This is a genomic window from Aidingimonas halophila, from assembly GCF_900106955.1.
GTDB lineage: Bacteria > Pseudomonadota > Gammaproteobacteria > Pseudomonadales > Halomonadaceae > Aidingimonas > Aidingimonas halophila.
Window position 1 is genome coordinate 1 of record NZ_FNNI01000012.1, and the last position, 13,269, is coordinate 13,269.

A 13,269-nucleotide genomic window follows, 5' to 3' on the forward strand; every position below is an offset into this window, starting at 1 on the left:
TAAAACAACTACTTCGGACCATCACACCACCGGCAACGCCTGCGCCTCGCCGGCAGCGGATGCGTACTTTACGCCCTGACGATGAAGAACGCAAGAGATGTCGGCTGATCAGGGAAGGATATTTTCATAGGAACGACAAACAGGGCCTATCTGCGGAGCATACGTGAGGCAGCCAGTATCGGTCCTGACAACACATAAGCGCCAAACAGCAGGAGAAGCATGACGGGCGGCTCGACGGATATCACGACGAAGGCCAGAACGATGGCGAGCAGCACCACAAAAGGTACGGGGCCCTTGAGGTCTATTTCCTTGAAACTATAGTAACGAATGTTACTCACCATCAGCATCCCAGCCGCTCCAACGACAACCAGCATCAGCAATTTGAAACCGAAAGCTTGAGCGTCAAAGCTGTGGAATGTCCATACACAGGCTGCGACTAACGCTGCTGCCGATGGGCTAGGCAAACCGATGAACCATTTTTTATCGGCAGAACCGAGCTGTATATTGAAACGCGCCAAGCGAAGAGCTGCACAGGCCACGAAGAGAAACGCCACGACCCAGCCAGGTTTACCGACATCTTGCAGTATCCAAGTAAAAGCGACCAACGCCGGGGCCACACCGAAGGAGAGCATGTCGGACAAGCTATCGTACTCGGCGCCAAAAGCACTCTGCGTGTTAGTGAGCCTAGCCACACGACCATCCAGTCCATCCAGGACCATCGCGATGAATATGGCGGCAGAGGCGATGGAAAAGTCACCATTGATTCCCGCCACCACAGCGAAAAATCCGGAGAAAAGAGCTGATGTCGTGAACAGATTCGGCAACAGATAGATGCCCTTGCGCCGAACCTTCTTACCGTCCTCGACGGCTTCTTCGACGACCTCCGTTTCTCGCATGAAGGCAGAAGCCAAGTCCTCTTCCACATCAGCATGCTCGGCTTTCTGATGTTCCTCGTTGCCATCACCGGAATTGCGTGGATCCTGGTTCATAAGGCTCGTTCCATTACAGCATCGATAGACAGGTCATGTTGACCATTGTACATAGGTAATGCCATAGCAATAGCCTCCCCACAATGACAAAAAAGGGTGCGTCTGACGCACCCTTTTTGCACTAGTGAACCCGAGATATATCAGTTCTTGGATTTATCGACGAGCTGATTCGCGGCGATCCAAGGCATCATGCCCCGCAACTTAGCCCCCACCTGCTCTATCGGATGCTCGGCATTCAAGCGACGACGGGCCACCATCGAGGGGTAATTCGTGTTGCCCTCTTGAATGAACATCTTGGCATACTCGCCGGTCTGGATCCGCTTGAGAGCATTGCGCATGGCTTCACGCGACTGCTCGTTGATGACTTCAGGACCCGTAACGTATTCACCATATTCCGCGTTGTTGGAAATGGAATAGTTCATGTTGGCAATGCCACCTTCATACATCAGGTCGACAATCAACTTGAGCTCATGCAGGCACTCAAAGTAGGCCATCTCGGGAGCATAGCCCGCTTCAGTCAGTGTTTCGAAGCCGGCCTTCACCAACTCGACAGCACCACCACAAAGGACGGTTTGTTCACCAAAGAGATCGGTCTCTGTCTCAGCCTGGAACGTCGTCTCGATAATACCACTACGGCCACCGCCAATGCCCGCCGCGTAAGACAAGGCCAGTTCCTTGGCGGTACCGGAGGCATCTTGATTGATGGCGATCAAATCAGGGATACCACCACCGCGGGTAAATTCAGAACGCACCGTATGGCCGGGGGCCTTGGGAGCAATCATGATCACATCGAGATCCTGCCGCGGCTCGATTTGATTGTAATGAATATTGAAACCATGAGCGAAAGCGAGAGTAGCGCCTTGTTTCAGATTGGGCTCGATCTGCTGCTCGTAAATCGCCTTCTGATTCTCGTCAGGCGCCAGCACCATCACCAGATCTGCGCTCTGACATGCCGCCTCGACGGAGGCCACCTTGAGGCCGGCTGCCTCGGCCTTGGCGACAGACGAAGAACCTTCGCGCAAAGCGACGGTCACATCGACGCCGGATTCTTTGAGGTTATTGGCATGGGCGTGCCCTTGAGAGCCATATCCTAGAATCGTGACTTTCTTGCTCTGGATCAGCGATAGATCACAGTCCTTATCATAATATACGCGCATGGCTGCTCTCCTATTTCGGGAAACCGGTTGCCGTGTTCAGCGTTGATGACCACCGGCACTGTCTTCCGCAGCGCCCGGAACCATCTCATAAACTCGTTGACACGATACGCTAGGCAACACATTGCGTAAAACGCTATATTTGCAATATGGCAATCCAAAAAGTGCAACGCTCTAATGGACATGCGCCCCTTGAGACACTTCCTGAGCTTGACCGAGTCACTTCACTTCGGTCGTGCCAGTGAAGCATGCCACGTTAGCCCATCCACACTCAGTCGCTCGATCCGCCAGCTGGAAGAAACACTGGGTGTCCAGCTATTTGAGCGGGACAACCGCCACGTGGCATTAACCCCGCAAGGGCGGTTCTTCCAGGACTATGCTCGTGATGCACTAGAGCAGTGGGAGGTTGTTCGGCAGACATTAATGGAAGAATCCAAAGAGTTGACCGGTGAAATCAGCATTTATTGCTCAGTGACAGCGAGCTACAGCTTCCTGTACGACCTGCTTAGCGAATTCAGGCAGCGCCACCCCCGGATCGAATTGAAGCTACATACTGGCGACCCGGCCGACTCTCTCGCACGGATACAATCGGGAGAGGAAGACATGGCAATTGCCCCACGCCCCAAACACTTGCCTGAAGCTCTCGCCTTCAAACCAATGACAACCTCGCCGCTGGTTTTCATTGCCCCTCGAGATGACGCCCCCTGGATTCCTTCGACCCCCCAGGTACCGACTCCCTCACAGTGGCGTAACGTGCCGATGATTCTATCCGAATCCGGGCTTGCGCGCGAACACTGCGACACTTGGTTCAAGGCACTTGGCGTCACTCCACAGATTTACGCTCAGGTAGCCGGCAACGAGGCCATCGTCAGCATGGTAGGGTTGGGTTTTGGTGTCGGTGTCGTGCCAAAAATCGTGCTGGATAACAGCCCTCTGGTCGACCGTATTCGCATGCTGGCGGTCAAGCCGGAACTACCACACTACGATGTCGGCTTGTGCGTTTCTCAAAGGCGACTGAAGAGTCCGTTGATCAGAGCATTGTGGTCGGAGGTTTCCGAGCACCAATAACCCCACCCTCACAAAAAGCCGCCCCGAAGGGGCGGCGTCTGCGACTCTCGATGAAGATGATTTTCGTCAAGATCAAAGACAGCCTCGTCTTTACCGGAGTGCATTCAGGTTAGTGCATCAGAGTGATAGCACCTTGTCGCCACGGGCGATACCTGACACGCCGGTTCTTGCCACTTCGAGAATGCCTACCGGCGCCATGGCTTGCAGGAAGGCATCTAGCTTGCCGGCATCACCGGTAATCTGCACCGTGTAAAGACTGGGCGTCACATCGACGATCTGCGCACGGAAGATATCTGCCGTGCGCTTGACCTCATCGCGGGCGGCACCTAATGCCTTGACCTTGACCAGCATCAACTCTCGTTCGATGTGATTACCTTCTGTCAGGTCCACCAGTTTGACTACATCGATCAATTTATTGAGATGCTTGGTGATCTGTTCTATCACCCGGTCATCGCCAATGGTGGTTACAGTCAACCGAGATAGTGTCGGGTCCTCGGTGGGTGCGACGTTGAGTGTCTCGATGTTGTAATTACGTTGGGCAAACAGCCCTACCACGCGGGACAGGGCGCCGGGTTCGTTTTCCATGAGAATCGAGATGATATGGCGCATCAGGTCCGCTCCGTCTTCGAAAGCAACATGTCACGCATGGAGCCCAAGGGCACCTGCATCGGATAGACGTGTTCGCGCGGATCGACATAGATGTCCAGGAACACCAATTCATGCTTGTCTGCCAGCAACCTGTCTAGAGCTGGTTCGAGCTCTTCCTTGGTATTCACCCGCAGAGCGGTGAAACCATACGCTTCCGTCAACTTCTGGAAATCGGGCAAGGATTCCATGTAGGAGTGCGCATGTCGCGACTTGTAATTGAGGTCCTGCCACTGGCGTACCATTCCCAATGAGGCATTATTGAGGTTGATGATCTTCACCCCTACCCCATATTGCTTACAGGTCGACAGCTCCTGCATCATCATCTGATAACTGCCTTCCCCCGTAATGCAGACCACTTGATCATCGGGATAGTTGATCTTGATCCCCATGGCCGCCGGAAACCCGAACCCCATGGTACCGAGGCCCCCGGAAGTGATGAACCGATTGGGTTTGTCAAATTTATAATATTGGGCGGCAAACATCTGATGTTGGCCGACATCAGTAGTGACAAAGGCCTCCCCTCGTGTCTGACGACAAATCGCCTCAATGACTTCCTGAGGTTTAAGGGGCTCATCCGCGACAGAAGGTTCGTAGAGCTTGTTACGGCGTTCTTCACGCCAACTATCGATTTTTTGCCACCATTCGGCCAACGCATCTGGATGGGCGATCTCTTTACCCTGAACCAGGCTGATCATTTCATTGACCACATTCTGCGCGGGCCCAACGATGGGAATATCGGCCCGAACCGTTTTCGACACCGAACTGGGGTCGATATCCACATGCACGATCTTCGCCGTCGGGCAGAACTTGGATGTATTGTTGGTGACGCGATCATCGAAACGAGCACCGATAGCGATAACGAGATCGGCATGATGCATGGCCATATTGGATTCATAGGAGCCATGCATGCCCAGCCACCCCAGACACTGCCGATCGCTTTGAGGATACGATCCGATCCCCATCAGGGTCGTCGTAATCGGGAAGCCCAAACGCTGCACTAGATCCGTCAATCCCTCGCTGGCATTGCCCGTGACCACACCGCCGCCAGTGTAGAACACCGGCCGCTTGGCCTTGAGCATCAACTCGACGGCCTTCTTGATCTGTCCGGTGTGACCACGACTCACCGGATTATAGGATCGCAGTTTCACCTTTTTCGGATAGACATACTCGTAACGCTCGGTCGGAGCGGTCATATCCTTTGGAATATCGACGACCACCGGTCCCGGGCGACCAGTGGAGGCGAGGTAAAACGCCTTCTTGAGCACCTCCGGGATCTCGGACGGGTGATTGATCGAGAAGCTATGTTTCACGATTGGCCGAGTCACACCGATGATGTCGGTTTCCTGAAAGGCATCATCGCCGATCAAATGACTCATGACCTGACCGCATAGCACCACCATGGGTATCGAGTCCATGTAGGCAGTGGCAATGCCGGTCACGGCATTGGTGGCGCCTGGCCCGGATGTCACCAGTACAACGCCGGGTTTACCGGAAGCGCGCGCATAACCATCAGCGGCATGAGTTGCCGCCTGTTCGTGCCGAACCAGAATATGCTTGACTTTATCTTGGCGGAATAAGGCGTCATAAATATGCAACGCCGCGCCGCCTGGGTAGCCGTAAATATACTCAACGCCCTCATCCTGAAGGAAACGGGCGATCATATCGGCGCCGGAAAGCAGTTCCACGTTATTTCTCCCCTGTAAGGTCTCGAGTGCCATGCCGCGCCTTGGCGCGACGTTCGAGTGCGGCGGTGCGCCGCTGCCGGCCTGGAGCCGACACCTGATGCCAAACCCTGGCGTTATTAGATCCGGATAGGATCTGCACTCTCATCACGGCGGTTTGCCGCGTAGGGGGCGTTGGCCAGGCCAGGCGGTTAGCCCGTACCTGGTATATCCTTCGGCGGGTACAGGTCTCGTGACCTACCCTTCACGCGGGAAATGGGGATTGCCCGTCGAGTCCGCGTCCGCAATCAGGAACATTCAAGATTCCAACAGCCATGCAAAACTGTCAACCGCAAAACGGATTCATGGTCGTAAAAAATGGCTACAGTGCGATAGTGGGCATGCATATACGACTCGCCGCTTGAACAACAAACGGCGAGTCCGCGGCACTGCTATTGAAATCACGTATCAGGCGTGCCGGAAGATCAAGTGTCCGTCTTCCGACGTTACCCTGATGGTGTCCCCAGCCGTGAATTTCCCTGCCAGCAGATCCTGAGACAAGGGATTCTCGATACGGCTTTGGATAGCACGCTTGAGTGGACGAGCGCCATACACCGGATCGAAACCCACCACAGCCAACTGTGCCAGGGCGTCGTCGGACACCTCGAGTCCCATATCGCGTTCAGCAAGACGCTCACGCAACCTCTCGAGCTGGATACCGGCAATGGCCTGAATCTGTTCCTGTCCTAGTGCATGGAACACCACGACTTCATCAATCCGGTTAATCAGTTCGGGACGGAAGTGGTCAGCCACAACCGACATGACCATGTCTTTCATCTGAGCATAGTTCTTATCGGCACCTTCGCTTTCATCACTCCCCATACGCTGGATGATGTCGGATCCCATGTTGGACGTCATGACAATCACGGTATTGCGAAAATCAACCGTCCTGCCCTGCCCATCGGTCAACCGACCATCTTCGAGCACTTGCAACAAGATGTTGAAAACATCGTTATGGGCTTTTTCCACTTCGTCGAGCAGCAACACCGAGTAAGGCTTGCGACGAACGGCCTCGGTCAGATAGCCCCCCTCTTCATAACCGACATATCCAGGGGGCGCGCCAATCAGCCGTGCCACGGAGTGCTTCTCCATGAATTCGGACATGTCGATGCGCACCATGGCCTCTTCAGTATCGAAAAGGAAGTTGGCTAGAGACTTGCACAGCTCAGTCTTGCCCACCCCAGTGGGACCAAGGAACAGAAAGGACCCATTGGGACGATTCGGGTCAGCCAGACCGGCGCGCGAGCGCCGCACAGCATTCGCCACGGCGGTCACGGCCTCGTCCTGACCGATGACACGCTCATGCAAGGCTTCTTCCATGCGCAGCAGCTTGTCACGCTCTCCTTCAAGCATCTTGGCGACGGGTATACCAGTCCAGCGCGACACGACTTCAGCCACCTCTTCCTCGGTCACGCTGGAGCGCAACAAGGTATGCTGGGATGTATCTGCTTCGCCTGCCTCCGATTCTGCAATCTTTCGCTCGAGTTCCGGAATCACACCGTACTGCAACTCGGACATCCGCCCCAGGTCCCCCTGGCGCTTGGCAGCGTCCAACTCGACCCTGGCCTTGTCGAGTTCATCCTTGTATTGCGCCGCTCCCTCGATGCTCGCCTTCTCGGCTTTCCATACCTCTTCCAGATCGGCATATTCACGGCTCAACTCATCGATCTGGTCCTCCAGGTGTTCGAGCCGCTTACGAGATGCCTCATCCGTTTCCTTCTTGAGATGCTCTCGCTCCATCTTCAGTTGAATCAGACGGCGATCTAGCCTGTCCATCTCTTCTGGCTTCGAGTCGAGCTCCATCCGAATGCGGGAAGAGGCCTCATCGATCAAGTCTATTGCCTTATCCGGCAACTGTCGGTCGGTGATGTAGCGCGCTGACAGCTTGGCCGCCGCAATGATCGCCGAGTCGGTGATATTCAACCTGTGATGGACCTCGTAACGCTCCTTGAGGCCACGCAAAATGGCCACCGTATCTTCTTCGCTCGGCTCATCGACCATCACTTTCTGGAAACGGCGCTCCAGTGCAGCATCCTTTTCGATATGCTGGCGATACTCATCCAACGTGGTGGCGCCCACGCAGTGCAATTCACCACGCGCCAGCGCCGGCTTGAGCATATTACCGGCATCCATGGCTCCCTCGGCTTTTCCAGCCCCGACCATGGTATGCAACTCATCGATGAAGAGAATGATTTTCCCTTCTTCCTGAGCCAGCTCCTTGAGTACCGCTTTAAGCCGCTCCTCGAACTCACCACGATACTTGGCTCCTGCCAGAAGCGCTCCCATGTCGAGCGACAGCACGCGCTTGTCTTTGAGTCCCTCGGGAACCTCCCCGTCGACGATGCGATTGGCCAGCCCTTCCACAATTGCGGTTTTACCAACACCGGGCTCACCGATCAGCACCGGATTGTTCTTGGTCCGACGCTGTAACACTTGGATGGTGCGGCGAATCTCATCATCACGACCGATCACGGGATCAAGTTTGCCTTCCGCTGCACGAGCAGTGAGGTCGAGCGTATATTTATCCAAGGCTTCGCGATTATCCTCAGCATTGGGATCATCGACCTTCTCGCCTCCACGCAGGCTATCAATCGCCTGTTCCACGCTTTGGCGGCTCAACCCGGCTTGCGTGAGCACCTTGCTGACCGCGTGTTTCATCTCCAGTGCTGCCAGCAATACCAACTCACTGGCGATATACTGGTCGCCACGCTGCTGCGCCTCTCGGTCGGCAAGATTGAACAGGCGCCCCAGGTCACGAGAAGGCTGAACTTCACCATCGAACTGCCCGACCTGAGGAAGGTCATCGATGTAGCGTGACAAGCCACTGCGCAGCTTGCCTGGATCACCTCCAGCCTTTTTCACCAAGCCTTTGAGACCACTATCGTTGGCATCCATCAACGCCAATAACAGGTGGCCAGGATCCAGTTGATTATGTCCACGGCCGACAGCCAGGGATTGAGCATCGGCTACCGCATTTTGCAGCTTGCCGGTAAATTTATCGGGTCGCATTCACTGTCCTCCATCGGGGTGACGATGCGTTCGGACGCACCGTTTAGCCCTTGATCATGTCTTGACTTATTCAATGGAGGTATGCTGTATGGTTTTCAAGTCGTACTGACCAAGTTCTCTGGGCTCACCACGCCTGGCGCATAACTCTTCGGGTTGCAGCTATTTCAACCAGATGACACTGGCCATACGTCCGGTTTTACCGTCATCACGGCGGTGGGAATAGAAACGGGATTCACAGGCAGTACAGAAATGCCCCCCACTAATCTGGGACACCCCGAGGCGCTCAAGTCGTAAACGCGCCAAACGGTAAATATCTGCCATGTAGTGGCCCAGACGATAAGGACTCGGTTCAAAAGCGGACACCGCATTCGGTTGCACCGCCACAAAGGCATCGAAGACTTCGGGGCCGACCTCGAATTGGGCATTGGAAATGGCGGGTCCCAGCCAAACCATCAGTTCATCCGGCTGGTTGCCCAACGCCGCAACACAGGCTTCCAACACACCGCTCGCCAAGCTTCGCCAACCAGCATGTGCCAATGCCACACGAGTCCCACGCTGGTCACAGAAGAAGACCGGAAGACAGTCCGCCGTCTGAATGACACAGGCATAGCGTTGATCGAACGCGACGGCTGCATCGGCGTCGGGGGGGGTATCAGCATAGGTTTGCTGTACCTTGGCTCCATGAACCTGATTGAGCCATAACAGCGGTCGGTCATCTCTCACCTGTTGCTGCAGCAACGCTCGGCACTGGGCTACAGATTGCAAATCATCTCCGACATGCTTTGCCGTGTTGAAAGCAGCGAATGCTCCCTGGCTCGGGCCGGTTTCTCTTGTCGTGACAAAGGCTCCAACCGGGCTCGGTGCCGGCCAATCAGGCAATATCAGAGTCGGCTGCAATTGGGATTCGCTCATTGCATTGCCTCGTGGTCATCACGTAGATAGTCAAGCAGCATTAGTAAATCATCAGGCGGCACTGCTCGAAATGACATGGGCTTACCCGTAACGGGATGGGTAAAAGCCAGCTTACGTGCATGAAGCGCTTGTCGAGGAAACGCACGCAACAATGCTTTAAGCGCCTCTTCAGCGCCCGCCGGCAGTTTCAGTCTTCCCCCATACAGCTTGTCTCCGACGAGCGGAAAACGTTGATGTGCTAGATGAACACGAATCTGATGCGTCCGGCCGGTTTCCAGTCTACATCGAACATATGTATGGGCGCGAAAACGCTCCACCACTCGATAATGCGTGACGGCAGGCTTGCCGTTCACGGTTACCGCTTGTCGTTTGCGATCCTTGGGATGCCGACCGATCGGCGCATCGACAGTCCCCCCAGCCGTCATGACACCGCTCACTACCGCATCATACTCACGAGTCACCTTCCGTGCCTGTATCTGCTCTACCAGCGCCGTTTGCGTCGACAAATTCTTGGCGACCACCATCAAGCCCGTCGTGTCCTTATCCAGGCGATGGACGATACCGGCGCGGGAAAGGGCTGACAACGCCGGACAGTGGTATAGCAGCGCATTGAGCAGAGTGCCATCAGGATTTCCCGCCGCGGGATGAACTACCAGCCCTGCGGGTTTGTCGATCACGAGTACATCGTCGTCCTCATGGATGACATTCAGGTCGATGGCCTGTGGCTCAAAGCGGGTTTCTCGCTCCAATTCAGCCCGCAGCTCGAGAGCTTCACCACCCGCCACTCTGTCTTTGGGGCGTCCCGGCTGTCCATCGACCGTTAAGGCACCCTGCTTGATCCAGGATTTGAGCTGCTCGCGTGAAAAATCACCAAAAAGCTCTGCTGCCGCTTGATCCAACCGCGCTCCGACCATGTGGCTGGGCACGTTCTGGAAGGCATGAATCTGTTCCGGCATGTCAGTCGGTGTCCCTTGATCGAAAATGCGGGTTTTCCCAGCCAGGCTTGGGTGTTTTATAGTGTGGGCTTTACAGTGCGCCGATGCTGGCAGCATTCTAGCATGGCCGACCCGGGTAGTTTGACACGAGGATCCTTAATGCGCGTTTCCATTACCGGCACTCACATTTGTGCATTGGCACTAGCCCTGATGCTCGCCGGCTGTGCCAGCAACGGCAACAATGTCGAGGATATTCACAGCGATATACTGGAAGATGGCGATGAAGCGAGTGCCGCTATAGACAGTGATGGCGAGGAAGGAGAGCAGGCACTCTACGAGTCGGCTCAAGCAGATCTGGAAAATGGACGTTATTCCAGTGCTGTCGACAAGCTCGAGACGCTCGATGCCCGCTATCCGTTTGGCGACCGCGCCGAACAGACCAAACTTGATCTGATATATGCCTATTATCAGATCAACAACTGGGAAGCGGCTCGCGCCGCCGCCAGCCGTTTCATCCGCCTGCAACCGGATCACCCAGAAGTCGATTACGCCTACTACATGCGCGGACTGGCTGCCTATCAGGCAGGGCGTTTCAGTCTGGAACGCCTGAGGCTGATCGATATTTCCAAACGAGACCTGGGCGCCACACGAGATGCCTATTCCGACTTTCGTGAGCTCGTCGAACGTTATCCCGATAGCGAGTATGCACCCGATGCACGCCAGCGAATCGTTTATCTGCGCAATGTGTTAGCCGCGAAGGAACTGCATGTTGCCGATTTTTACCTGCGTAAAGGTGCCTATGTTGCTGCTGTCGAGCGAGGGCGTTATGTCATCGAGCACTACCCCGAATCCACGGAAACGCGTAATGCACTCGCCGTGATGGTCGAGGGGTATCTAGGATTGGATATGCGCGACCGGGCCCGCGAGGTACTGGAAACTCTGATCGAGAATGATCCGGATCACGATCAATTGCGTGGTAACACCTTCCGTCCCAAGCACGTCGACGCCGACCCCATATCGGCATGACCGAACTGTGAGTTGTGGGGTTTCGCTACCCACAACTCACCATCAGCTTGATGGCTGGATCATCAGCATCCCGCCAATCGGGGCAACGCTCATTCGCCCGGTTGCCAGCCATTGACGATCGGGTAACGCCGGTCACGACCGAACCCGCGAGGTGTGACACGTACGCCTATCGGTGCCTGGCGACGCTTGTATTCACAGCGATCCACGAGTGACACCACTCGATAGACAGCCTCATGATCATAGCCGGCCTCGATGATCGCTTCGGCACTCATGTCACCTTCGATATAGCGCGACAGGATAGCATCCAGAGTGCCGTAATCAGGTAGTGAGTCACTATCTTGCTGGCCAGGAGCCAACTCAGCCGATGGGGGGCGTTCGATCACGCGCTCCGGAATGGCGGGTTCCTGGGCATTACGCCAATTTGCCAACCGGTATACCCATGTCTTGTAAACATCCTTGAGCGCATTGTAGCCACCGACCATGTCGCCATAGAGCGTGGCATACCCCACAGCCATCTCGCTCTTGTTCCCGGTGGTCAGAACCATCAGCCCTTTCTTGTTGGAAATGGCCATCAGCAGCACACCGCGGGTGCGGGACTGAAGGTTCTCTTCCGTGGTATCACGCTCGGTTCCTGCGAAGCTTTCCGCCAATGTCTCGGTAAACGCTTCAACCACAGAAGCAATGGGCATGACATCGTAATCGACACCCAGGAGTCTGGCCTGCTCGGCGGCATCCTGTTTGGAGATATCCGCTGTGTAGTGATAAGGCATCATGACCGCATGAACCCGATCCGACCCCAATGCATCCACGGCAATAGCCAACGTCAGCGCCGAATCGATCCCACCGGACAGGCCAATAACCACGCCAGGAAAGCCACTCTTGTTGACGTAATCACGCACGCCTGTGACAAGGGCACAATAAAGACTCTCTTCGGGCTCGACGTCGGGATCGCATTCGCCTTGCCGCGGAACCCAGTTTCCATTCTCGTTGACAAACCGGACCGGCATTACGCCGACCTGCCAGTGCGGTGCTTGTACACACAAGTCCCCCTTATCATTGACGACGGCCGAGCCACCATCGAAGACCAATTCGTCTTGTCCACCGATCTGGTTGACATAGACGATCGGACGCTGAATTTCCTCGGCCCGCGCCTTCAGTAGGGCACGCCTTTCGGCCTGTTTGTTCTGATGATAGGGCGATGCGTTCAGGGTAATCAGGATCTCCGCGCCAGCCTCATGTGCCTGCTGCACCGGCCCTGACTCCCATAAGTCCTCACATACCAGCAACCCCAGACGGGCTCCCTGGTGTTCCAGTACCAACGGCTCATTTCCCACCGAGAAATAACGTTGCTCATCGAACACCTGATAATTAGGCAACGCTTGCTTGGCATATTCGCCCAGCCACTGTCCATTCAACAGTGCACCGGCCAGATTATAGAGGTAACCATCGCGATAACCGGGATAGCCGACAATCACCAGCACATCCTTGACGACCTTCTCTGCCATGCGCTGGCGCGCGGCAGCGAGCCGGGTTTCCAGCGATGAACGCAATAACAGATCTTCCGGCGGGTAGCCGGTCAAGAATAACTCGGATAGCACCACGATATCGGCGCCATGCTCGATTCGCGCCTCCCGTACTGCCTCTATGGCAGCCTCAGTGTTGCCGGGAATATCGCCGACCAGCGGGTCAAACTGGGCCATTACCAACGTCAAGTCTTGCATGGGAGCCAAATTCTCTTGAAACTCTCGATATGACCTATTGTCCCGCATGGCTGCCCCTCAGGCAAAGTGTGCAGCTGCCAAAGGGA

At 55.4% G+C, this 13,269-nt stretch carries 10 protein-coding genes; 2 read left to right on the forward strand and 8 right to left on the reverse strand.

The window, feature by feature from the left end:
- Positions 1-146: 146 nt before the first annotated feature.
- The gene (gene pssA, locus BLW01_RS17605) at positions 147-989 is read right to left on the reverse strand and encodes a CDP-diacylglycerol--serine O-phosphatidyltransferase (protein ID WP_092572227.1); all 843 of its coding nucleotides are present in this window, start codon (positions 987-989) and stop codon (positions 147-149) included.
- 140 nt (positions 990-1,129) lie between these two features.
- Entirely contained in the window at positions 1,130-2,146 is a 1,017-nt protein-coding gene (gene ilvC / locus BLW01_RS17610) for a ketol-acid reductoisomerase (protein ID WP_092572229.1), read from the reverse strand.
- A gap of 174 nt (positions 2,147-2,320) precedes the next feature.
- Here ilvC and ilvY point away from each other — a divergent pair, with 174 nt between their 5' ends.
- Positions 2,321-3,211, forward strand: a complete 891-nt coding sequence (gene ilvY, locus BLW01_RS17615) for an HTH-type transcriptional activator IlvY (RefSeq protein WP_092572231.1) — start codon at positions 2,321-2,323, stop codon at positions 3,209-3,211.
- A gap of 117 nt (positions 3,212-3,328) precedes the next feature.
- Here ilvY and ilvN read toward each other — a convergent pair whose 3' ends face one another.
- The 5 genes from ilvN to rluD all read right to left on the reverse strand — a co-directional run bounded on the left by ilvN (position 3,329) and on the right by rluD (position 10,457).
- On the reverse strand, positions 3,329-3,820 hold the full coding sequence (ilvN, locus tag BLW01_RS17620; protein WP_092572233.1) for an acetolactate synthase small subunit: 492 nt from the start codon (positions 3,818-3,820) through the stop codon (positions 3,329-3,331).
- Positions 3,820-5,544, reverse strand: a complete 1,725-nt coding sequence (locus tag BLW01_RS17625; protein ID WP_092572235.1) for an acetolactate synthase 3 large subunit — start codon at positions 5,542-5,544, stop codon at positions 3,820-3,822. Before BLW01_RS17625 ends, ilvN begins: the two co-directional genes overlap by 1 nt.
- Positions 5,545-5,988: 444 nt before the next feature.
- Entirely contained in the window at positions 5,989-8,589 is a 2,601-nt protein-coding gene (gene clpB / locus BLW01_RS17630) for an ATP-dependent chaperone ClpB (RefSeq protein ID WP_092572237.1), read from the reverse strand.
- Positions 8,590-8,748: 159 nt separating this feature from the next.
- A complete protein-coding gene (gene pgeF, locus BLW01_RS17635; protein ID WP_092572239.1) occupies positions 8,749-9,501 on the reverse strand; it encodes a peptidoglycan editing factor PgeF in 753 nt (250 codons plus the stop codon).
- Positions 9,498-10,457: a 23S rRNA pseudouridine(1911/1915/1917) synthase RluD gene (gene rluD, locus BLW01_RS17640; RefSeq protein WP_092572241.1), complete on the reverse strand. Its 960-nt coding sequence runs from the start codon at positions 10,455-10,457 to the stop codon at positions 9,498-9,500. Before rluD ends, pgeF begins: the two co-directional genes overlap by 4 nt.
- Before the next feature lie 138 nt (positions 10,458-10,595).
- Between rluD and BLW01_RS17645 the strand changes: the two genes are divergently transcribed.
- The gene (locus tag BLW01_RS17645) at positions 10,596-11,462 is read left to right on the forward strand and encodes an outer membrane protein assembly factor BamD (RefSeq protein ID WP_092572243.1); all 867 of its coding nucleotides are present in this window, start codon (positions 10,596-10,598) and stop codon (positions 11,460-11,462) included.
- 89 nt (positions 11,463-11,551) lie between these two features.
- Here BLW01_RS17645 and BLW01_RS17650 read toward each other — a convergent pair whose 3' ends face one another.
- Positions 11,552-13,183, reverse strand: a complete 1,632-nt coding sequence (locus BLW01_RS17650; protein ID WP_092572245.1) for an NAD+ synthase — start codon at positions 13,181-13,183, stop codon at positions 11,552-11,554.
- Positions 13,184-13,269: the final 86 nt, after the last annotated feature.